Raw genomic sequence first — 22,564 nt, 5'->3', positions numbered from 1 at the left:
GATGTCATCAGAACAAGTAAACAATGATCCATGGGGGCAGCCCACCAGCCAACAAGCGGATCCTTGGGGTCAAGCCAGCGATTCTACTTCCTCAACAGATTGGTTAACAAACAGCACTATTGAAACCAAACCGTTTGATCCGCTCAATCCGTTCGAAGAAGCCGTCATTCCTCTAGATACTTGGGTCGAATCCGGCTTAAATTGGCTTGTCGAGCATGGACGCCCACTTTTCCAAGCCATACGGATCCCGATTGATTTCATTCTCAGCTCTTTTGAGACCGCACTGGTCTCAACACCAGCCCCCTTCATGTTAATGATCCTGTTTTTACTGGCGTGGCAATTTTCCAATTTAAAGCTCGGCGTCACCACGGTTGTATCACTCATCTTCATTGGCCTTATTGGTGCTTGGTCTCAAGCAATGACGACACTCTCCCTCGTCATGACCTCTGTATTTTTCTGTTTACTTATCGGCCTGCCCATGGGAATTTGGCTAGCCAGAAGCAAAACTGCCGCGAAATTTGTTCGTCCCATTCTTGATGCCATGCAAACCACACCTGCGTTTGTCTATTTAGTGCCTATTGTGATGTTATTTGGGATCGGTAATGTCCCCGGCGTGGTCGTAACCATCATCTTTGCCTTACCACCAGTGGTCCGTTTGACTATTTTAGGAATCCAACAAGTTCCAGCTGAACTCATAGAAGCCGGGCATTCCTTTGGTGCAAACAAAAAACAGATGCTTTACCGGATCCAACTACCATTGGCACTACCCACTATCATGGCTGGCGTTAACCAAACGCTTATGCTCTCCCTTTCTATGGTGGTTATCGCTTCCATGATTGCTGTAGGTGGGCTTGGGCAAATGGTGCTAAGAGGAATTGGGCGATTAGACATGGGCCTTGCGGCGGTGGGCGGCCTTGGCATCGTTATTCTCGCCATACTGCTTGATCGAATAACTCAAGAATTAGGGACTAATGCAGGGAATACAAAGCTACGTTGGTATCACATGGGGCCGATGTCGATTTTACTAAGGTTATACGCTCAAAGAAAAAAGCCAGAACTCACACTTAAGGAGAAACAAAAATGAAGAAATCATGGAAGAAGAAAACATTCACATTAGGCGTAGCCTCTACTTTGGTGCTCTCAAGCACTGTATGGGCAGAAAAGCTACCGGGTGAAGGTGTGTCGGTTCAACCAGTACAATCAACCGTTGCCGAAGAAACATTCCAAACCCTGATTGTAAACCGTGCACTTGAAAAACTGGGTTACGATGTTAAACCAACAAAAGAAGTCGATTACAATGTTGGTTATACGTCCATTTCTAAAGGCGATGCTACGTTTTTAGCGGTGGGTTGGTTCCCACTTCATGCCGACAAATACACAATGGCTGGTGGCGACGACAAATTCTATCGTCAAGGCCAATATGTGAGTGGTGCTGCGCAAGGTTATCTTATTGACAAAAAAACAGCCGAGAAATATAACATTACCAATATTTCCCAACTCAGCGACCCAAAGCTGGCTAAATTGTTCGATGCGGATGGTGATGGCAAAGCAGATCTCACCGGTTGTAACCCAGGCTGGGGTTGTGAAATGGTCATTGAAGAGCAACTTTCGGCCTACAAACTTCGCGATACCGTCGATCATAACCAAGGTAACTATGCCGCGATCATCGCCGACACCATTTCACGTTATAAAAAAGGCGAACCTATTCTTTATTATACATGGACACCTTATTGGGTAAGTGGTGTGCTTGTACCGGGTAAAGATGTAGTGTGGCTAGAAGTGCCGTTCTCTGCTCTGCCTGGTGAGCGTAAAAATGTTGATACAACCTTAGCGAATGGTAAAAACTACGGTTTCGAAATGAACTCAATGCGCATTATTGCCAATAAAGAGTTTGCCGCCAACAACCCATCAGCAGCAAAATTATTTGAGATCATTAAGCTGAACATCAATGACGTTAGTGCCCAAAACATGATCATGAGCCAAGGAAAAAACAGCGCTGCGGATATTGAATCCCACGTTAACGGCTGGATAAAGTCAAACCAAAACCTATTTGATTCTTGGGTTAATGAAGCAAAAAAAGCAGCGCAATAATGTAAGCATTGAGCTCAATCCGTTTCACCTATTTTTGTAAGATAAAACCAGTAGCCTTGTGTTACTGGTTTTTGTTCATGGCCATAAATAAAGTACGTCCCCGCCGCAGGTATTTCCAAACTAGAAATAAGTAGTTTCAGTTATTTCACTAGGAGAAAAGAGATGGATGAATTACGTTAAAACCACACTTTAAAAAGGGTTTTAATCATGAGTCAGGAACGCTTCTATAACATCATCACCGATGCCAACTTATCGCCAAAACAAAAATCGCAATATTTAGCACTGGAAGCAGAAGCCAGCTTGCCCTACTTCGCAGTGTCTCACGAACTTAAAGCAGCAATGGAAGAAGGTATTGTGTGTGACATGTTCGAAGGCCATGCCCCCTTTAAGCCTCGCTATGTCTTACCCGATTACGCTAAATTTTTACAACAAGGCTCTGAGCATTTAGAATTATCTCCTGCTCACAATTTTGATGAAGCGCTCAACCTACTGACCATTCTGTATCACCATGTACCCTCCGTTACGTCCATTCCAGTTTATTTGGGCCAGTTAGATGATGTTCTCATGCCTTACGTTGGTGAGCTAAGTGACGAGCAGATCTATCAAAAGCTTAAACTGTTCTGGATCATGCTGGATAGAACACTGCCTGATGCGTTTATGCACGTAAATATTGGCCCTACTGACAACATTATTTGCCGAACCATTTTACGTTTGGATGCCGAATTAAAGCAGATCGCCCCTAACCTGACCTTCATGTACGATCCGAGCATTACCCCTGATGATCTGCTGCACCAAGCCACCAGCAATATTTGTGAATGCAGTAAACCTCATATTGCCAACTACCCAGTGCATGCAAATGCCTACGATGAAAAAGGGTTTGGTATTGTCAGCTGTTATAACTCACTGCCATTAGCGGGAGGCTCTAACACCCTTGTCCGTCTCAACTTAAAAGAAGTAGCAAAAAAAGCCAAAAACACCACCGACTTTATCGAACACGTACTGCCACACTACTGCCAACTCATGTTTGAATTAATGAATACCCGAAGTGCTTTTTTACATGAAAAATCCAACTTCTTTTCTGGCTTTTTAACCACTGAAGGCTTGATTGAAGAAGCGCGTTTTGCCCCTATGTTTGGTATTTATGGTATGGCTGAAGCGGTCAACCATCTGTACTCTGATGAGAAACGACAATACGGCCATGATGAAAAAGCCAATCAATTAGGCCATGCCCTATCTAAAGTTCTGGCTGATATTGTCGATTCAACTCCCGTGCAGTATGGGTACAACGGAAAAGCACTGCTTCATGCTCAAGGCGGTATTAGTTTAGATAAAAATGTCACACCTGGCGTACGTATACCTTATGGTACAGAGCCTGATCCCGTGAGCTATGTACAAGCTACCTCAGCACACCATCAGTATTATACGTCTGGCATCAGTGACATTTTAACCATTGATGAAACCGTAAAATCAAACCCAGAAGCCATGTTTAACTTGTGTAAAGGTGCTTTACAGCTAGGTTTTCGCGAGTTTACAGCTAATGTGACCTCAAACAATTTGGTTCGTGTTACGGGCTATATGATCAAACTCTCTGATATTGCTAAATTTGACCAACAAGGTTCACGCACCAATACCACCTTCCTCGGTGCTGAAGCCGCTAAAAACACGGGGATATTAGAACGGCGGCCTCGTGTGGCAGCCCAAGAAACCAACCCAACTTACCGTTAATCAAATGAGTATTCATTTCAATAAACAAGGATGGGTCAGTAAGATTTTGACCTTTTCTTGTGTTGATGGGCCGGGTAACCGAATGGTGATTTTTCTGCAAGGTTGCAACTTTCATTGTTTAAATTGCCATAATCCACACACCATTAACCACTGTAACCATTGTGGCGATTGCCTGTCCACCTGCCCCTCAGGCGCGCTTACTATGAACGTTAACCATAAAGTACAATGGGATGAAACTTTATGTACTCATTGTGATGTGTGTTTAGAGACCTGCCCACAGCAATCAAACCCGAAAGTTCAACGCTACTCGGTGTCACAACTGCTGAATATCATCGCCAAACACAAATTCTTTTTAAATGGCATCACAGTCACAGGAGGAGAAGCCACGTTACAGCTGCCTTTTATTACGGAACTGTTCAAAGCTATTAAAGATAACGCCGAGCTAAACCACCTAACCTGTTTTATTGACAGTAATGGCAGCCTAAGTATAGATCGCTGGAACAAAGTAATGCCTTACCTTGATGGCACTATGATCGATTTAAAAGCATGGCAAGCAGAAACTCATCAATGGTTAGTTGGCCGAGGTAATCACCGTGTTTTCCAATCCATCAATCACTTAGCAAAACACAATAAGTTATATGAAGTTCGACTACTCTACATTCCTGATAAAACAGACTTAGCCACAGAAATAGAGGCCTTAGGTAATTATTTAAAGCAGCTACCCTCGCAAGTAAACATTCGCCTCAACGCTTTCCAACACCACGGCGTCGTTGGTGAAGCTCGCAGTTGGACAACTTGCTCGAAAAAGCAGATGGAGACATTTTGCGAAAATCTCAGCAGCATAGTACAAAGAGAGTTAATAAAGCCTTCCGTCTATTTATAAAAAACCACCTGTTTGTTTAGTTTACGGACTGCTTTATCTGTTGATACAGCCAGTTCATCGCCTGATCATTCAAGCTAGGTTTATGCCATACCAAGCTGTAAGCCACTTCGCCATAATCAAAAGGCAGTGGCTTACGGACTAGTCCTTTTGCCTGTAATGCCATGGTTGCCCACTGTTTTGAGCACGTAAAGAGAAAATCAGATTGCTGGCACAATACAGCCGCACTACCAAAATCCGCGACAGAAATAGCGACACTGCGTGGTTGATGGTGCTGCTTTAGAATATGCTCAAAATAAGGCTGATTTAATGCCTTATCAAAAATCCCAATATGCTTATATTTCAAATAGTCGCTAATGGTTAAATCGGTATTCACCAATGGGTGTGAGGCATTCATCAAGCAAACCATGTCATCTTCTAAAATGGTTTCCCACACTAAATCTTTATCATTGGTTGGGGGCTGACTCTTGTCATGCGGCAATAAAATAAAATCCACTTGCCCACTTAGTAACGCCTCGAAGCCAAACTGCTCTTTTGAGTAAATGGATAATGAAGCATTAGGTGCGTAGGAAGAAATAATATGACTGAACATACTGGCAAACATCTCAAAGCTACTTTCTCGCATCGCTAAACGAAAAGCTCCAGTATAGTGAGCGGGATCAAACCCCTCCTGCTGAAGTAAAGCATTCATACTGCCCAAAATGGAGTGGACAGTCGGTTCTGCCTTAACAGCAAATGAAGTAGGTATAAGGTGCGTACCATCACGATAAAAAAGCTCATCTCCTAAAAGCGAGCGTAATTGCGCCAAGGTTTTACTGACACTGGATGGGCTGACACACAACACGTGTGCCGTTTCTGTCACGCTATGAGTACTGAGCATCACGTGCAACGTGGTAAGGTGCTTGAGACTAATGCGTGAGAGCTGAATAAGATCCATACTTCTATTTATTGGTGAGAGTATTTTTATATTTCTGGTGAGTTACGCATCCTTGCGTTCATTTAACCCTACCTAGGTTGTTCTTTAGGCTGCTGGACGTACGCCTTTTGCCAGCTCAAGTCCGTCTTTCATGCATTCAATATACCAAGCTTCATATTCTTTCGCTTGTGTGTGACTCCAAGTACCAAGAGTGCGCTCTGTACCATCAATACCTTCTGCAAGTGGCGTCGCATTGAAGTTAACATCGTGAGCATTCACCTCCCCAGTCTTCATTAGGTGCACATAGTGAATAACGACTCGTCTTTGATTATGGTAGAGGTGAGCAAAAGGAACACCATTTTTCTTCCACGCAGCATGGACTAGCTTTATTCCGTTGGCTTCAAAAACGCGCTCTTTTAATTCTTCTGACGATTCGATTCGCACGCGATCGTTCTCAGTGTAATGGTCAAGTTGCATGAGTATTTCCTGCTATTGTTATGTTTTTCTATTTTACGAATGACTCACTCTACAGGACAAATGTTGAGCTTCCAACAGGTAATACCTGTTAGTTAATGGAATGATTAAAATGAGGATTAAGTCAAATCGAATACATAAGTACTGTCTATTCTCATCATCGAGAGCAAGAAGCTCGCTATCATTCCGCGAGCTTTGCAGTAGAAAATCTGTTTTGCTAATTTATGGCACCACAACCTGAGCAATGGTGTAACCGAATACACAAGCTGATACCACGCCAATTAACCCCGGTAGCATAAAACTATGGTTAAAGTACCATTTACCGATTTTGGTCGTGCCGGTGACATCAAAATTACAAGTCGCAATGTCTGAAGGGTAATTTGGAATAAAGAAATACCCATACGTCGCTGGCATTAAGCCGATCAGTAATGCCGGATTTAACCCCATCGCGATCCCCACAGGTAACATCATCCTCGCTGTAGCCGCTTGGCTGTTTACCACTACAGACACAATGAATAACGCCAGAGCAAAGCTCCATGGGTAATCTTGCACCATTTCAGTAATGCCCGATTTAAAACTTGGCATCGCGTATTGAAAATAGGTGTCACTCATCCACGCAATACCAAAAATAGCGATTGCTGCAACCATCCCGGATTTAAAAACCACCCCTTCAGGCACTTTTTGTACATTCGTTCGAGTCACCAGCAAAATTACACCACCAAACCCAAGCATCATCATTTGAATAATTAAAGACATGGAAATTGGTTTCTCCGCATCTCCAATTGTTCGGATTTCTGGCACCATGGCAACCACCACAATGGTGGCCAGCGCAAGTACAAACAGTAATACCGCTTGTTTTGCAGATGCTGGTAACTTTTCATCAAGTGATGTTGAAGTGGTATGTAAGATTTTTTCTCGCCACAGTGGATCTTGTAATCGACGTTGATATTCAGGATCATCGTTGAGCTCTTTACCACGGCGTAAACTAAATAAAGACAAAAGAATCGTACCGAGTAATGTCGATGGCACAGTGATCATCAAAATGGTTAACAAGTGGATATTGGTATTAATATCGGCCAGTTGAGCCAAATAATACACTACTGCGGCTGAAATAGGGCTGGCCGTAATCGCCAATTGCGAGGCCACTGATGAGGCTGCCATTGGTCTTTCCGGTCGAATGCCATTTTTTAACGCCACATCACCAATAATAGGCATGATGGAATAGACAGCATGACCCGTTCCGAGCATAAACGTCATAGTATAAGTGACTAGCGGTCCAAGTATCGTTACCCGTTTCGGGTTGCTACGCAAAATTCTTTCCGCAACTTGCAACATGTACTTTAAGCCACCAGCAGCTTCCAAAATAGAGGCGCACGTTACCACCGCTAGAATGATCAGCATCACCGTAATAGGAGGTGATGTCGGAGGCATCCGAAAAACAAACACCTCAATCAGTAAACCTAACCCCGAAACTACCCCTAATCCAATACCACCAAACCGACTGCCCGCATACAAAACGAGAAGAAGGAATAAAAATTCCAAATACAACATACTCGTAATCTCCTTATTATTGAAAAACAACGGCTTTTCAGAAAAGCACTGATAATAAGGATGACTTTAAAACGTAAGTAAACTGTTGATAGATATCAATAAAGCTTATAGCTATTTATTAAAATAAGATTTATGTGATTCCGAACTAAATTTGCTCATTACATAAATACAAGCTAATCACAAAAAAGCGCCAAGTTGTTACAGCTCGCATAATCATATGCAACATTAAAAACGCTACACACAAACCTATGACGCGTAAATGCGCTTAATGGTGTCTCGTAACCACTTGATTTTGGGGTTGTGGTTATTTCTCTTATGCCAAATCATCGTAAATGGGATCAATAACTTCTCTTGCTGAGACTCTTCTATCGGAATAGGAAGAGCAACCAAGTTAGGATGAAGCTGCTCACAATACCGTTGGCAATACTTGGGTGCAGTGGTAATCATCTGATGTCCTGGCTTTTCTGCTATAAACAGAGCCTGTTCGAAACTTGTCATCGTCACACCAACTTCTCGCGTTACCCCTTGCTCAAGCAAGATATCGTCTAGCGCCCAAGTATCGCTTTTTTCCCAGATGACATTGATATGGGAATAGCTCAGAAAAGTCTCTAAGTTCCATTCTTGTTGCAAAACAGGGTGATCATTGCGAACGTAAACCATAGGTAAATCGGTAAACAAGACTTCAAAATCGATGAAATAAGGTAGCAAGTCTAACGATTCCTTAGAACGAGGGTGACTTTCTCGCCCCGTAAAACCAATATCCACTTCACCACGAATAATGGCCTCTAAAGAATCGTAATCCCAATTAAGGAACTTCACTTTCGAATCGTCATAGGTTTGATGGATACATTGAGTCAACTCATCAATCATGATCAAAGACAGAGGAGATTCAATGGCCAAATTAAAAAGCACTCCTTTCGGCGCTTCATCCCCCCGCCTAGCAATCAATTGGTTGCCCATTTGCAACCAATCTGAGAGGCTTTCTTCCATACTTTTGGCGAGCGGTGTCGGCGTTAACCCCTTAGGCGTATTAACGAATAACGGATCATCAAACCATTGTCTCAGCTTACCCAAAGATTTACTGACCGTAGAAGGCGTCACACTGAGTTTCTTCGCCGTTCTGGTTACGCTGAGCTCTTGTAAAAGCAACTGCAAGGTAAACAACAAATTAAGATCAAGACGTGCCAGTGATTTCTTCATAGGTATTATTATTTTGTTGATAAGGAACAAATAATATTAGAGCAATGCCAATAATGCCAGCCGTACTCAACGCAATCACCAACATATTTAACGCTGACACACCGAGCACTCCCATAAACCAAATATAAAATGCAGAGCTACACACTTGAGCAATACCCAGTAACGAGCTTGCGACACCTGCTCGCAGAGAGAATGGACTGAGAGCCTGACTCATGGCCACACCAAACCCCATAGAAAAACCGACACTGAGCAACCCAAACCCAAGTAGAAATATATTTGAATCACCCACTTCATTACCCAGCACCAGTACAAGTGCCGATGCGATCAAAAGCAGCTTTGATGTAAATATCAAGGTTCGCTGTTGACAATACGACAGCAATATCGGCGCGGAAAAAGAGCTCGACATTCCCACTAAGGCCATTAACGCCATCGTTGTGGAATATTCGCCACGACTAAAATTGAGCAACTCCATGATCACAATCGGCGATGTATTCACATAGGTCAAAATAGCGGTCACTCCCAATGAAGTCATCACCACTCTGGAAATAAAGAAGCGCTGGAAAAAAGGCTCTAACTTAGTCACATCACCACTCGACTCTGCCCCCTTAATCTGAGACTGAGCAACTAAGGACTCTTTCAATACTAAACAAGAGATAAGGCCTACAAGGACTCCCATGCCTGCCATGGCTGAAAACAAATTCGGCCAAGGAAATTTCAGCATAATAAGATGGCCAATCACTGGCGCAATAACAGGAATAATACACGTAATTCCATTTAACATGGATAACACCTTAGCACGGCGCTTGTCGTCTAACGTATCACGCAAAATAGCGAAGGCGACCACATAGCAGCTGCCCGCCCCGATCCCTTGAACAAATCTGGCCACCAAAAATACCGAGCTGGTTTCAGCCACACTACCCAGCCAAGAGGCAAAGGCAAACACAGTCGCACCAATAATGGCAACGGGCTTTCTCCCCACTTTGTCCGCCACTTTTCCCGCCAAGAACATGGTCGTTGCCATCCCGAGTAAATAAATTGAAAAGGCGATATGAAGCTGAGATTCACTCGCACCAAGATCTTGAGCGATCTGAGGCAAACCAACCAAGTACAAATCAATGGCCGTAGGGTAAAGAAGAACAAGCGCAAAACTGCACAAAAGAAATCGGGACATACACACCTCGTTATTGGTTAACGTTTGCGAAGATAATATCCAAATGCCCATGACTTGACGTGTTGCCATTTTGACAACAGGTATTTCCATTTACGACAACGGGCCAGAAGATGCTAGGCCAACTTTTCCCCTTCCAGATTGCTGATGCAGCTTAAGTTCAATTCCTTCGAGTTGGTTATCATTTGTACAACCTGCATATTGTTGGACAAAAAAACGCCAAGTACTTTATAAAATCCAAACATTATTAACGTGTTTGGTGACGATTTTAAAAATAACAATATAAAGGTTTATTCATGAACACATCACTACGCCCACTTGTAATTGCAACAGCACTTGGCTTACTAGCACTGCCTGCCACCAGCGCAGCAGAAAATACGTCAACGGCTACCCCCTCGCCCGTTTGGCCCGCTCACCAAGTAGGGGTGCTGGACTACCAACTAGATCCCGCTTTACTGATTAAAACGGGGCCAATACGTCTTGGCCAGATGGATTTTCGTTTATCTCAAGAACGTTTAGATCAAATCCGCGCTGAAAATGCACACGAAACACCAGAGCGCATCGAACAACTCATAAAGATAGAAAAACTAAAAAAACTCGTGTGGTTACACCCTTACTCCTTCATTATTCCTAACGAACGACCTCATTGGGCCATGGCTATGGCACACGCCGCGCAGCTTTTTAAAAATGTAACTGGCATAGATGATCCGTATCACGATGCCAATTTATATGCGGCTAAGACTCTCCAAGAAAGTGCTGTTGGTGCTGATTACGATAACGTGCCTGGCTACTTTACTTACCCAGTACAACCTAACTACACCGACTCGAACGCAGAGCACCAAAACTTATATGGCATATGGAATACCTTAGGGGTTGGCCGAACCAGCCATGATGGTTTTTTCCAGTTAGAAGGCCACATGTACTCCGCTTATGGGGAGCTAATGCGCATGTTCCCCCAACGTTTTTATAAAGGCAAAAAGCCCGACTCTATTTATAAAGTCGTTGAACCTTATGAAATGACCTCACCGATCTACAACGCCGTATTCAAACCAGAAAAAGGCAAAAACAGTTTTGTTCCTAGTGCCATTGGCGCTTCATACTTTAATATTTTTGCCTACTACACATTAGCTCGCTCTGCCGATGAGTTAGGCACATTCATTCAATCTGCCAAAGACCCATTGGCGTTAACTAAATTGATCTCTGTTGGTTACAATCGTGGCTTAAGCCCAGACAGTATGGCCCTCAATCCCCTAAAACCGGTTCGTCGTGCTGAATGTATGGCTAAAGAAGTGATCGATGACTGTTTTGATCCTGAAAACCAAGGAGGGTTTGGAACCAGCTACCTTTATCAAGTTCCCTATAAATCGAAATACCTGAAAGATATTGCGGAAAATAACGGCCCTGGATACCCAGGTTACTATACAAGCCAACTAAACTGGTTACACATCAGTACCTATTTGGACGCGTTAACCCCTCTTTATACTCCCGAAGAAATCGCATCGGCAAAATCGTCAGCCCAAGCCGTATTTGATGCAACCGCCTCTAACGGCACGATCGATTTTGCCAATCAATTTGGTGCCGTGTTGGATGCCATCTTATTGGCACTTCCCGTAGACACACCCTGGACCCAATTGTGTGCTTCAGATGGTGGCTCTTACGACGCATGGAACCGTGACGGCAGCTTCCGTGGCATAGAAAAAAGCTATCGTTGTAACCCAGAAAGTGTTTCAAAACCTCTGGTTCTTGGTACTCGTCCAGCCGACCGTCCACCTGTCGTTCATGCTGGCTCAGATCAGTTCATTAGTGCCGCTGGAACCGTGCACCTTAACGGCAGTCAATCCTACGAACCTGATGGTGATGCTGTTACCTACAACTGGTCTCAATTAACGGGTACTCCCGTCACCTTAACCACCACAGGTCCACACGCTTATTTTGATGCCTATGCAGCAACGACGGCAACAAAACTGACTTTCCGCTTAACGGCGACAGCAAATGGAAAAACCGCATTTGATGAGGTAGTCATCACGTTACGCCCTAACCAAGCTCCTATTATTCATGTGAAGCCACTCAATGAGGTATACGAAGGCGATACCGTTTTACTTGATGCCACCGAAACCATCGACCCAGACGGAGATACGTTGATTTACCGTTGGTCTGGTTTACCTAATGGTGATGTTGTCAGCAGCAGTTCCCCGACACTCAATTTCACGGCGACCAATATTGGCAACTACACGGTATCTCTCACGGTCACAGACAGTAAAAATAATGCCTCTAGCACCACTATTCCAGTGACGGTGAAAAGTTTAACAAGTGGTTCAACGTGGGATCCGACAAAAGAGTATCAAAAAGGGGACAAAGTCAAACACCGTAATAAAGAGTTTACTGCAAAATGGGTGACTCAAGCAGGTGAAGAGCCTGGAGTGAGTATCGCATGGGAACAAACCTATGATGCTGGAGTAATTGAATGGGATCCAATGCGTATTTATAAAAAAGGCGAAAAAGCCATTTATAAAGGAAAAACCTATCAAGCACGCTGGTATGCCGATGGACAACAAGTGCCAGGAGCAGGGGGAGAACATAACCCTTGGATCATGATCTAGACCTTTAAGTACCTTCCCCCAACGGATGTCGGGGGAAGGCGAATACCACAAACACCATTCTCAAACAGAGAAACAGAAACGAGCTTAGCTGCCTAGTGGTCTTTGACTTACATTAGGAGACTGTGTGTTCATACTGCGAGTTTTTGTAAGTGTGATTTTATAGGCCAACCTTAAGCAATATAAACCGATAGCCACCCAAATCAAAATAAATACAAACGATGGCAAAAGCGTCAATTTGCTTAACGATATATGATCACCAATTTGATCATAAGACCATAAATAAGTCGGTGAATAAATTGAGTTCAACATAACAAAAATACCGAGGAATCGAAGGAAATAACACCCAGCAACACCTAAGTACCAACCAGCAACAAACACGGCAATGACAAAGCTGAGAATCAGCCCCGTCGTAATACCATCAATGTACAAGAAGAAAAAAGCACTAAAAACGATCAAAACCACCTTCATGACTTTGCTGGCATAAATACTCGTGGCGTAGATTAAAAGCCCCCATAAAGAAGCCCCTGCATAACCAGAAAAAGAAATGATGATCCGCTCCATTCGTACATCATTATCTAGATAAACTCTAGACATTACATGCCCTTGGCGCCACTCCAGATGCAAACTTTCAAAAAAATTACCTGTTAATAGCACAGCCACTCCGTGGGAAGCTTCATGTAAAAACACTTCTACCGGTTTTAATGAATAACTCAATACTGCCGAATTACTTAAATGGTGCATCCAGAACGCGAGAAAGGTGAAAAAGATGAAGATATACAGATCCCCTTTGGGATGTTGTTGTATGTGCTTTAGCATCAATGGACTCTATTGATTATGAGTAGATATACCGGAGCAAATCAAAATTAAGCTGGTGGTGAAAATGGCCATTAGCTTAACTCACTAATATGCAATGGTATGATTCAAAAGATTTATTTTACTCTATCGTTGCCAAATATCAGCTCTTTTTTAACTCACTAAAACCAAAATGATACCCACTAAGATTCAGACCTACGACAATACAACGCTTAAGTAAATCGCAATACAATCATTCCAATATAAAATAAGGTAAGGACACTGATTAGCCCTTACTTAACTTTATGTTGGGCAAAGATATGAACCAACCAGTGGCACTTCAACTGCTTCAGCAACTAAAGTACCTTGTGGTGTCAGGTTAAGTGGGTTGTGCGGGGTGCAGGCTGTCTCTTCGGGCACGATCGAATTTTCAATTTCATAATGATACGCAAAATCTTCTTCATGATAGGTGAAGTTAAGCCCGGATAACTCACCGCCCTCATCACCATGCCGCATTGCATAACGAGTTTCTATTATTAGATGGTCTTCATGCTCAGTCACCGTTTGAGATACCACGTCGGCATGCCCTTCATAACACTCAAACATGAGTTCAGAAAAGTGGTATTCGGTTTTACGATCGCTCAGATTCAGCGGACGAAAATAAATATATGGGCGACACAGCGTCTCCCCTTGATAACGCAAAATAACGCTAAGCTCATCCTGAGACTCTACTGAATACTCTTCTTTACTCAGCGTGAGCTTTTGATCGAAATAAATCAACTCAAGCATACAATCAATCACAAGTTAACTCCTTCATGAGGCCCTTCGGCTTTAAAACGTTAAAACCAATAATTAAAAAACCGATTCCGATACACAAGATAATCAGAAACGGTTATAAACTTATCGATACACACTTTATTCTGTCTATCGTTACCGAATTAGCCGCACGACTAATGAACCTGGCGCTCGAACAGATTCTACATTGTGGCTTATTACCGTGCCTTCTACCGGAGCGTAATAAATGTCGACTTCATCACCAAAGCTGTTGTATTGAGTAGCGAGTTTTTGGCCTTCCGCCACTGAATCCATTAAGTCAACATGACAGATAACAAAGCCGCCCTGATTCGCCCTTACGCTAACGATTTCCTTCCCTTCCACACAAGGGAGCTGTGCACTGTCAGCCTTACCTTCGATCACTTCATAAGATTTCAAAATGTTGAGTACGCCGTTTGTTGCTCGCTCTACCATCTCTAAATCAGTGTAGCGACCAATCCCCACTTCAATGGTAATGGATGGAATACCCGCACGATTATAGACTGTTTCCAAAATCCCCGGATCACCAGGATCATTTAAAATTACGTCAGGGTTTATCAATCTAGCCATGCGAATGGCATCTTCTAAACGATAATCAGCAAACGCATATAATGGGTATGCAGAACCACTGGTTTGAGAGTGAAGATCAATGGCCAAATCGGCATTAGGTTTTAGTAAATTTTCCCATAAACTATTGGCGTAACGGCTAGCATCGTCTCCCGTCGGGTTACCAGGAAAAACACGGTTAAGATTAGCCGATGAGCTGTCCGGTGCAGCGGAATGAAAATCTCGACTGTGCCTTGCGATACCCGATAAATTGACCGTCGGAACAATAGTCACGGTACCAGCCACGTCTTTACCGACCAATTCTCGTGCTAAACGTTGGGCGGTTAAAATACCATTCTGTTCATCACCATGAACCCCTGCGGTAATTACGATTCGTTTGCCCGGTTTAGCGCCTTTAAATACGCGTAAAGGTAAAGTTTGAGGATGACCAATCGCATCCGTTGCAACTGCAAACCAAAATTTATGCTCACCAAAAGGCAAGGCATCCACATCTAATGCTTGGATTGTTGGGTACATAGGCACAATGCATTCGTTTAGTGGCTTGCTCATATATCTACCTTTAACCTATTAAACTTTTAATTTTTCGCACTGCAAAGCTTATCACGTAAAAAGTGAGTCTCGCTTCTGCGTTCATTGTTTACCATAACACTCTTGTACTATGTCCCGTAATGAACTTCTTATCATTAAGACTAACAACGTGACACCTTCTCAATTTTATGGTGGTTACACTGATTGAATTGAGCAAATACACTGAGTTCTTCTTCAAAAGCTTCTAAAAAATTATCTTGTTTATCGAGTGTAGGTTCCATGTACAGGTGGATAACATGGAGTGTCGAAGTACGCTTATCCACTTTGCAATCCGCTCTTGCCACTAGATTGTCTCCCCAAAGAATGGGCAAACAAAAGTAACCAAACTGACGCTTTGGTCCAGGAACATAACATTCGAGCAGGTAATCAAACTGAAAAATCGTACTGGCGCGCTTACGTTGGATCAACAAATTATCAAATGGCGACAGAAACTTAACTTGCTTCTCGTTTAAACCTTGATTCAGTAAGGTAAGTACGTTGTTAGAAGCATAGTATTCTGTCTTATTCACAGTTACTTTTTCTATTTCGCCGCTATCACATAAATCATTTAAAGCGTGTTTGAGCAAATTTTTCACACCCTTTAGTAAATAATTCATTTCAGTCAGGCTACCAAAACCGTGTGCTCTTAAATAACTCCGAACTAAAAACTGCCCGTATTCTTGCTCAGTAGGCAGCGACAAATCCACATCATTTGGTAATACTCGCTCGGTTAAGTCATACACTTTATGAAAATTACGTCGCTCAGAGATCATCAAATCCCCTTGCATGTACAAGGTTTCCAAGGCTCGCTTCGTTGGCTTACTGCCCCAGCCCTGGCTTGTACGATTTTCGCCCGTAAAATCTTTTGCCATCAAAGGGCCTTCATCTTCAATCCGTGCCAAAACGTCACGCATCAATTGGTGATCTTTTTGATACCAATGGTTCTGTTTTCCTGACTTAATCGCCATTTTTCGAGGCAAAGTAAAGCGAAAATCTCTCATGGGCAAATAAGCAGCAGCGTGTGACCAATACTCAAACACCTTTTTCTCCGCCACCATTTTTTGAAGATGAGCTTCATTATAAGAGGGGTTTCTACTCCAAAGGGTGTGATGATGAGCTCGTTGTACCACCGCAATGGTATCGATTTGTACATAACCCAGACGCTCAATGACCTCTAGGCTTTTTGAATACGCACACCCTTCAGAAGGTTTACCCAAAAGGCCTTGTGATAATAACGCCAATTTTCTGGCTTGCGATAAAGAAAGTGATTCCATAACGATCCCATGCTATTCCGTCAACCTTAGGCACTAACAATAAAAAAGCCGGGTACAATGCTGTACTCGGCTTTTTATTTTAATCAGCAAATTGTTAATTAACTAATTTTTTCTACCGCAGCGTCAGCAAGTGGCTCAGAATCCAGCTTAGCAGGCGCTTCTGCTTTGGTGATTGCTTCTACTAGCCCACTGGTATCTGCAACACTTGCAAGCCCAGCGGCTTCCATCAAGTTATCCACCATTGGTTTAAGTGCTTGATGTTTTAGCGAAGCGGACACCACTTGATCGGCTAAAGATCCCCCATGGATTGATGCTGGAGCGCCTCCCTCTTGGCCTTGTGTGATCCCATTCAGGCCATCGATGGATGCAATACGCACACTTTCAATATTCTCAAGTGGCTTAACGCTTTTCTCGATAACGTCAGGCAACACCGCATGCAGAGAAAGCACGCGTTTCAACTCAATTTGCGCTTGGTTTAGGCTATTTAACGCATCATTCATCTGACGCTGACCTTCAGCCTCGACTTTAAATTTCTTCTCGTCGGCAATAGCACGAATAGAAATAGCATCGGCATCCGCTTGAGCTTTAAGACGAATAGATTCCGCTTCATCTTCTGCGGCAATTTTTGCAGCAGCCGCTTCAACTTTGATCCCTGTAGCTTGACGCTCAGCTTCTTTTTGAGCATCAATAATTTCAATTTTCTTCTGTCGATTCGCTTCTTCAATTTGCCTAACGGTTACCACTTCTTCTTCCGCTTTTACCGCAAGAGCCAACGCTTCATTCGCTTGTTTATCCGCTTCTGACTGCTCTTTTGATTTTTCAGCCACCGCAATTTGACGGTTTTGCTCTGCAATTTCAATGGCTTGTTGACGAGCAATGTTTTGCTCTTCAATAGCTTTCGCTTTTTGAATTTCAGCCGCTTCCACTTCACGTTTGGCTTCAATATCGCGTTGCTCAACCAAACGATTTGCTTCGATTTCCGCTTCTTTAGCTTGGCGCTCTTGCTCAGCTTTTTGTTTCGTAATCGCTGCACTTTGTTCGGCTTCTCGAGTTTCAAGCTCTCGCGCTTGCTCTAATTCCGCGTATTTTACATCACGTTCAATTTGAAGCTGACGTTCACGAGCTTCACGGTTTTTATTCGCAATTTCAACGGCCGTTTCCTGTTCAACATCGTTAATTTGCTTTAATCTCGCTTGAGTTTGCTCAGTAATGATAGCTAGACCTTGAGCATCAAACACGTTATCAGGATTGAAGTATTTCTTGTCTGTTTGATCCAGTCCCGTCAACGATACAGATTCCAATTCCAGACCGTTTTTATGCAGATCCTCAGCAACCGCTTGCTGAACACGTTGTACAAAATCAGCACGTTTTTCATGTAAATCTGTCATGTTTAATTCAGCCGCTACTGCACGTAAAGCATCAACAAACTTACCTTCAATCATGTGTTTTAACTGCTCTGGATCCAGTGTCCGATCACCTAAAGTTTGCGCTGCATTTGCAATCGCTTCTAAGTCCGGCTTAACGCGTAAATAAAACTCAGCCAAAACATCCACACGTAAACGGTCTTTGGTGATCAGAGCCTGATCGTTTTTACGCTCTACCCCAAGACGTAACGTGTTCATATTCACTTTAATCGTTTCATGCAGAACAGGAAGTACCAATGCACCGCCATTCATCACAACTTTTTGACCACCCATACCCGTTCGCACAAATGCCAGTTCTTTTGATGCTCTGGCATACAAACGAGCAATAATAATTCCGATCAAAATTAGGCCTATAAAGATAGCGCCGGCAATGATCCCAATAAGCTGAGCGTTACTCATGAACAAATCCACTGTATTTTCCATAATTATCCTATTATTTACTTAATGATGAATGCGTCGGTATAATACCGATAAACTGATTGCCATTTTTTTGAACTAGCAATAAAGACTCTCCTCGCTTGACCGAAATATCACTATCCGGTTCAACCAAGACATAATGAGTCGTTTGAAAACGATCGGTTACTCTGGCCTCGGCTGGACTGCCTTTCTTGGCAGTACCTATGGTGATGGTAGCCACAAGCCCTACTAAATCATTAGTATTAATCACTTCTGTTTCATCTTTAAAACCAATTTTACCAAGTAGGCCATTCATGGTTCTGATCAGAGGCAATGAAATAATAAATGCAGGTAACCAAACAATAAAAGACGGTAAGGTAAAACTAACAACGCTAAGCAAAGTTGCTTGAAGTAACAAACCTGTCACGCCAAAACTGGTTAAAACAACCACTAATATCACGAGCGCGGGTAACTGCCCCACTTTCAACCAACTCAGAAAATGGCTCGCAACCCCCTTAGTCTCCCCGTGAGCTTCGTGAGTATCAAGATCAAAATCCGGTAATAAATTGGCTATTGCGCCTACTATTCCAATACCAATCACAGTGAGCAGCCCCTCTGCAATGGCAATGAATAACATTAGGCACAACGAAACCATAAAAATAAGGTTGTCATCTAATAATAAAAAACTCATTGTAAATTACCCTTTTCTTTAAAAGCGGCTAACCTCTCATCGACCTTAGCAGCATGAGCAAGTTCATCTAATTCAACGAGCTCCTTAGGCTTCAGAACATCATGATTTATCGCTCGCTTTTTTTTGTCCAAAAACTCATCCAACTCAGCCGAGAAAGCCACATTCATTGTATTTGCTTTAAGAGCTTTTTTCTCAGACAACAAATCATGAAGGTATAACTCCATTCGTTTCATCTCATCATCAAATTCCAGTATGAGATTTTCCAATCCTGTTATTTGAGATTTAATCCCCATTTGCTTTTCAATCGCAGATCTCGCTAATTCATCATCTTCTTCATTAATAGCAAGCTGTATTTCCTGATTAAGCAGAGAATCGTCCGACTTCAACTCTAACAATTTAGATGTTGCAAGGTATTTTTTGGCTTCTTCTTTTCCAAGTAAGTGCTTTATGTCTGAACAAGCTGTATCAATTTTTTGAATGGTCTTCGCCTGAATCGAATCTTGTGTCTCACCTCTTATTTCATTAAAAGCGGCTCTGAAATGTGAGTGAATGAAACGCTTAAAACGAGAGAGAAACGCTGCGTTCATAGTTCATTCCTTAAATATAGGTTGAGAAGAGTATATAGACTTAAAAGAATGTAATAACATAACATCTATAATTTATATACTTGATGTAATATTTATTGCATCATTTTATTTTTAATCTTACCTCTCGAGGATCGAAATACTTCTTCCAGAGAAACCTAATAAAGCTATCAAATTTTTATCAAGATACACTCTCAAAATTAAGAATAACCAAAAAGATATCATCTTAAATCACAGTTTTAAATAAATTTGTCTCATAAAATCTATTCCAGTATTTTATAAATAATGTAAACCGTTCTGTTAACCTAAGCGATTACTTATTTAACATTCTCATATTAAATGCAGAGGAATCAAAGTTTAATAAGCCATAAACAAGGCTCCCCCCGTTCTTATCATCAAAAATATCATCTTATATTCCATATAAAAAAGTGATCTTACTGATTTAAACTGGAAATATTTTTATAACTAAAATAACATTCTTGATACAACAGCAAAATCTAAAATAAACTCATTTCGCTCTCATACAGTTTAACCAAGAAAAAAGTCAAAATAACCAATACAACCGTCAAAGTAACACCTTCACACAGACACTTAAGTACATAATAATAGTCTTGTTTTTTATATTGAATAGTAAGCAGCTTTTTATGGTGAAAACATTCCACTCTTCAAACAATAAAAATATTAAGTTATTTTCTGATGTAAAAAAGAAGCCCAAAAATGAAGATAGCCATAAAAAAGCACCTTCTGTACTTTTTTTTAATAAAGCACATAAAGTAAACAGCAATATTGACATTCCCGATGATTGGAAGCAACGTGTTGACGATTTATTAAGCACACAAGAGTTTAATAACTTATCATTCACGGATAATGACTACCTGAAGTCTAGAGTATACTTTGATGAAATTGATATAGAAAACATCAATTATCAAATTGAGTTTGGCAATGATTTATCTCAACGATTTCAGAATGTACAAGGTGATCTTTCCGATTACGCTAAGCTAGGAAAAGTGGACAAGCTTACTTGGCTGGGTAATAAGGTGATCGATATTGCAAAAAGCATTAATATTTCTATTTTTAACCCCAACAAACTCAGCACAAAATTATCTCGCCTGCTAAATAATAGAAAAACAAAAGTGGATAGAATAAAAGTTGAGTTTGATTTTGCTTGCGATCAAATAGATAAAGACATTGATACTGTCTTTAATGATCTTGATAAAATGAAAAGCACAATGCACGAATTTGATGCTTTGATGAATGAAATAGAAAGTATATATAACGACCTAAATATAAGACTACTGTCTTTAAAGCTCAAAATCAGTCATTACACCTCTGAAAATTTATCTGGTGACAATTTAGACTCTGATAACTTGGATCCTTTCTATATTGATAAGATCTCAAACAATAAAGAATCCATTTTGCGTTGGGAACGAAAAATATCAAACTTAATGATATTAAGACAATCTGTTCTACTGACTTTACCACAACTTAAATTGTATTCATCGAATCTCATCAGTGGTTTTACTCGATTAGAGTACATCAGAGCAAACATCATCCAAATTTGGAAACAACAATTTCTTACTGCCATTGCAATTGATGAAAAAAGCGAAGTTTCATTATTTCATGAATTGAATGATGTACAAGAAAGTTTATTTAACAGTATCGCGGAGCTCAATGAAAATGGCATTTAAACCAATATTTGTATCAAAAAAAACCACAGAGTCGCAAGAAAGCTCTCTTGCAAACACCTCTGCTGACATGACAGTCATTGAAACATCAGTCAAAGAAGTCGTTCTTTCTTATCAAAATGAGCTTGAACAATGCCTATTAGACTCCGATGAAGTCACTCAAAATGTCATCAATCAGCTTTCAAACATCGATATCTACAGCCCAAGTGGTATTGCCACCTTAGGTCAAGTGTCTGCTGAGCGTATCAGCAGTTATTCCGATGACATGCTTAAGCACGTTAGATGTAACGATCTTGAAGACATGGGTAAAAACTTAAATGAAGTGATTGGGTTGGCTAAAGGGGTAAAAATAGATGCCCTTATTGGTGACAATAATGTGTTTTCTCGAATCGTATCGAAAATCAAGAACACCAAAGAAAAAATCCTTGCTCACTTTAACTCAGTGAACACTCAGCTAGACCGCCTTATTAAAGAAGTGGATAAGCAACAAGCAAGTCTACAAGAGCGCGCGAACCAACTCGATACCGTTTTCTTCCACAACATGGCTGAATATAAAGAGCTTTCCCTTAGCATTATCTATGGTGAATCGAAACTTCAGCTCATCAATAAAAAAATCGCAGAAATGACGGAGCAAGCCACTTCCTCTCCATTTGTCGCTCAGCAATTGAATGATCTAAAAGACACTGCAACAAGAATTGAAAAGCGCGTACACGACTTAAAATCCTTACAAACCATGGCACTGCAAACGGCTCCGATGATCCGCATGGTTCAGTCCAGCAATATTCTCTTAGTTGAAAAGTTTCAAAACATCAAAATGCTAACGATTCCAGCTTGGAAAAAGCAATTTACGTTGGCAATTTCCATGATTGAGCAGAAAAAATCGATTCAACTTAGCAATAAAATTGATGATGCCACGAATGACTTAATTCGTAAAAATGCTGACTTGCTAAGACAAAATACCTTAGCGGTGGCTCAGTCTAGTCAACGCTCTATCGTCGATGTCGAAACCCTTGAGCATGTTCAAAACACCCTAATTTCAACACTTCAAGATGTGGTGTCTATTGAACAAGAAGGCTCAAGACAGCGACTGGCCGCAAGTCAGAAAATGGAATCAATGAAAACAGAGCTACTGACTGTCTTATCAAACTAAAAACAAATACATCACA

General features: G+C 41.7%; 19 protein-coding genes. 7 read left to right on the top strand and 12 right to left on the bottom strand.

The annotated features are described in order from the left end of the window. The first annotated feature begins 1 nt into the window (after window position 1). From proW to MHO82_RS14555, 4 genes are all read left to right on the top strand, one after another. Window positions 2-1,084: a glycine betaine/L-proline ABC transporter permease ProW gene (proW, locus tag MHO82_RS14570; RefSeq protein WP_239184693.1), complete on the top strand. Its 1,083-nt coding sequence runs from the start codon at window positions 2-4 to the stop codon at window positions 1,082-1,084. Next, complete coding sequence (proX, locus tag MHO82_RS14565; protein ID WP_239184691.1) at window positions 1,081-2,091, top strand: glycine betaine/L-proline ABC transporter substrate-binding protein ProX; 1,011 nt, start codon at window positions 1,081-1,083, stop codon at window positions 2,089-2,091. The genes proW and proX overlap by 4 nt, the downstream gene beginning before the upstream one ends. Window positions 2,092-2,298: 207 nt before the next feature. Beyond that, window positions 2,299-3,816 (top strand): YjjI family glycine radical enzyme, encoded by a 1,518-nt coding sequence (locus tag MHO82_RS14560; RefSeq protein WP_239184690.1) that lies wholly within the window; start codon window positions 2,299-2,301, stop codon window positions 3,814-3,816. Window positions 3,817-3,820: 4 nt separating this feature from the next. Next, on the top strand, window positions 3,821-4,699 hold the full coding sequence (locus tag MHO82_RS14555; protein ID WP_239184727.1) for a YjjW family glycine radical enzyme activase: 879 nt from the start codon (window positions 3,821-3,823) through the stop codon (window positions 4,697-4,699). A 16-nt stretch (window positions 4,700-4,715) separates the two neighbouring features. On the opposite strand, the gene MHO82_RS14550 is transcribed toward MHO82_RS14555, so the two are convergent. From MHO82_RS14550 to MHO82_RS14530, 5 genes are all read right to left on the bottom strand, one after another. Further along, complete coding sequence (locus MHO82_RS14550; protein ID WP_239184689.1) at window positions 4,716-5,633, bottom strand: LysR family transcriptional regulator; 918 nt, start codon at window positions 5,631-5,633, stop codon at window positions 4,716-4,718. A gap of 84 nt (window positions 5,634-5,717) precedes the next feature. Continuing rightward, on the bottom strand, window positions 5,718-6,089 hold the full coding sequence (locus MHO82_RS14545; protein WP_239184688.1) for a hypothetical protein: 372 nt from the start codon (window positions 6,087-6,089) through the stop codon (window positions 5,718-5,720). A 219-nt stretch (window positions 6,090-6,308) separates the two neighbouring features. Next, window positions 6,309-7,637, bottom strand: coding sequence for an anaerobic C4-dicarboxylate transporter (locus tag MHO82_RS14540; RefSeq protein ID WP_239184687.1), 1,329 nt, complete (start codon window positions 7,635-7,637; stop codon window positions 6,309-6,311). A gap of 246 nt (window positions 7,638-7,883) precedes the next feature. Then, entirely contained in the window at window positions 7,884-8,837 is a 954-nt protein-coding gene (gene yidZ / locus MHO82_RS14535; protein ID WP_239184686.1) for an HTH-type transcriptional regulator YidZ, read from the bottom strand. Next, on the bottom strand, window positions 8,812-10,008 hold the full coding sequence (locus MHO82_RS14530; protein WP_239184685.1) for an MFS transporter: 1,197 nt from the start codon (window positions 10,006-10,008) through the stop codon (window positions 8,812-8,814). The genes yidZ and MHO82_RS14530 overlap by 26 nt, the downstream gene beginning before the upstream one ends. Window positions 10,009-10,301: 293 nt before the next feature. Between MHO82_RS14530 and MHO82_RS14525 the strand changes: the two genes are divergently transcribed. Further along, a complete protein-coding gene (locus tag MHO82_RS14525; protein WP_239184683.1) occupies window positions 10,302-12,605 on the top strand; it encodes a PKD domain-containing protein in 2,304 nt (767 codons plus the stop codon). A gap of 84 nt (window positions 12,606-12,689) precedes the next feature. On the opposite strand, the gene MHO82_RS14520 is transcribed toward MHO82_RS14525, so the two are convergent. From MHO82_RS14520 to MHO82_RS14490, 7 genes are all read right to left on the bottom strand, one after another. Further along, the gene (locus MHO82_RS14520) at window positions 12,690-13,421 is read right to left on the bottom strand and encodes a M50 family metallopeptidase (RefSeq protein WP_275440621.1); all 732 of its coding nucleotides are present in this window, start codon (window positions 13,419-13,421) and stop codon (window positions 12,690-12,692) included. 279 nt (window positions 13,422-13,700) lie between these two features. Further along, complete coding sequence (locus tag MHO82_RS14515) at window positions 13,701-14,198, bottom strand: hypothetical protein (RefSeq protein WP_239184681.1); 498 nt, start codon at window positions 14,196-14,198, stop codon at window positions 13,701-13,703. Window positions 14,199-14,327: 129 nt separating this feature from the next. Next, window positions 14,328-15,326: a succinylglutamate desuccinylase/aspartoacylase family protein gene (locus tag MHO82_RS14510; RefSeq protein ID WP_239184679.1), complete on the bottom strand. Its 999-nt coding sequence runs from the start codon at window positions 15,324-15,326 to the stop codon at window positions 14,328-14,330. A 140-nt stretch (window positions 15,327-15,466) separates the two neighbouring features. Continuing rightward, complete coding sequence (locus tag MHO82_RS14505; protein ID WP_239184677.1) at window positions 15,467-16,618, bottom strand: crosslink repair DNA glycosylase YcaQ family protein; 1,152 nt, start codon at window positions 16,616-16,618, stop codon at window positions 15,467-15,469. Between the two features lie 98 nt (window positions 16,619-16,716). Then, window positions 16,717-18,465, bottom strand: a complete 1,749-nt coding sequence (locus tag MHO82_RS14500) for a flotillin domain-containing protein (protein WP_239184676.1) — start codon at window positions 18,463-18,465, stop codon at window positions 16,717-16,719. A 10-nt stretch (window positions 18,466-18,475) separates the two neighbouring features. Next, window positions 18,476-19,129 (bottom strand): YqiJ family protein, encoded by a 654-nt coding sequence (locus MHO82_RS14495; RefSeq protein ID WP_239184675.1) that lies wholly within the window; start codon window positions 19,127-19,129, stop codon window positions 18,476-18,478. Further along, window positions 19,126-19,716, bottom strand: a complete 591-nt coding sequence (locus tag MHO82_RS14490; RefSeq protein WP_239184674.1) for a hypothetical protein — start codon at window positions 19,714-19,716, stop codon at window positions 19,126-19,128. Before MHO82_RS14490 ends, MHO82_RS14495 begins: the two co-directional genes overlap by 4 nt. A 641-nt stretch (window positions 19,717-20,357) precedes the next feature. Here MHO82_RS14490 and MHO82_RS14485 point away from each other — a divergent pair. Continuing rightward, on the top strand, window positions 20,358-21,401 hold the full coding sequence (locus tag MHO82_RS14485; RefSeq protein ID WP_239184672.1) for a toxic anion resistance protein: 1,044 nt from the start codon (window positions 20,358-20,360) through the stop codon (window positions 21,399-21,401). Beyond that, complete coding sequence (locus MHO82_RS14480; RefSeq protein ID WP_239184670.1) at window positions 21,385-22,548, top strand: toxic anion resistance protein; 1,164 nt, start codon at window positions 21,385-21,387, stop codon at window positions 22,546-22,548. Before MHO82_RS14485 ends, MHO82_RS14480 begins: the two co-directional genes overlap by 17 nt. Window positions 22,549-22,564 lie beyond the last annotated feature (16 nt).

This window comes from Vibrio sp. Of7-15 (genome assembly GCF_022347565.1).
Classification (GTDB): domain Bacteria; phylum Pseudomonadota; class Gammaproteobacteria; order Enterobacterales; family Vibrionaceae; genus NORP241.
Note: the sequence above shows the minus strand (reverse complement) of the source record. Positions and strands in the feature narration are given on the sequence as shown.

Coding starts and splice junctions, on each gene's coding strand:
- proW (WP_239184693.1), top strand. CDS start 2: ATGTCATCAGAACAAGTAAACAATGATCCATGGGGGCAGCCCACCAGC.
- proX (WP_239184691.1), top strand. CDS start 1,081: ATGAAGAAATCATGGAAGAAGAAAACATTCACATTAGGCGTAGCCTCT.
- MHO82_RS14560 (WP_239184690.1), top strand. CDS start 2,299: ATGAGTCAGGAACGCTTCTATAACATCATCACCGATGCCAACTTATCG.
- MHO82_RS14555 (WP_239184727.1), top strand. CDS start 3,821: ATGAGTATTCATTTCAATAAACAAGGATGGGTCAGTAAGATTTTGACC.
- MHO82_RS14550 (WP_239184689.1), bottom strand. CDS start 5,633: ATGGATCTTATTCAGCTCTCACGCATTAGTCTCAAGCACCTTACCACG.
- MHO82_RS14545 (WP_239184688.1), bottom strand. CDS start 6,089: ATGCAACTTGACCATTACACTGAGAACGATCGCGTGCGAATCGAATCG.
- MHO82_RS14540 (WP_239184687.1), bottom strand. CDS start 7,637: ATGTTGTATTTGGAATTTTTATTCCTTCTTCTCGTTTTGTATGCGGGC.
- yidZ (WP_239184686.1), bottom strand. CDS start 8,837: ATGAAGAAATCACTGGCACGTCTTGATCTTAATTTGTTGTTTACCTTG.
- MHO82_RS14530 (WP_239184685.1), bottom strand. CDS start 10,008: ATGTCCCGATTTCTTTTGTGCAGTTTTGCGCTTGTTCTTCTTTACCCT.
- MHO82_RS14525 (WP_239184683.1), top strand. CDS start 10,302: ATGAACACATCACTACGCCCACTTGTAATTGCAACAGCACTTGGCTTA.
- MHO82_RS14520 (WP_275440621.1), bottom strand. CDS start 13,421: ATGCTAAAGCACATACAACAACATCCCAAAGGGGATCTGTATATCTTC.
- MHO82_RS14510 (WP_239184679.1), bottom strand. CDS start 15,326: ATGAGCAAGCCACTAAACGAATGCATTGTGCCTATGTACCCAACAATC.
- MHO82_RS14505 (WP_239184677.1), bottom strand. CDS start 16,618: ATGGAATCACTTTCTTTATCGCAAGCCAGAAAATTGGCGTTATTATCA.
- MHO82_RS14500 (WP_239184676.1), bottom strand. CDS start 18,465: ATGGAAAATACAGTGGATTTGTTCATGAGTAACGCTCAGCTTATTGGG.
- MHO82_RS14495 (WP_239184675.1), bottom strand. CDS start 19,129: ATGAGTTTTTTATTATTAGATGACAACCTTATTTTTATGGTTTCGTTG.
- MHO82_RS14490 (WP_239184674.1), bottom strand. CDS start 19,716: ATGAACGCAGCGTTTCTCTCTCGTTTTAAGCGTTTCATTCACTCACAT.
- MHO82_RS14485 (WP_239184672.1), top strand. CDS start 20,358: ATGGTGAAAACATTCCACTCTTCAAACAATAAAAATATTAAGTTATTT.
- MHO82_RS14480 (WP_239184670.1), top strand. CDS start 21,385: ATGAAAATGGCATTTAAACCAATATTTGTATCAAAAAAAACCACAGAG.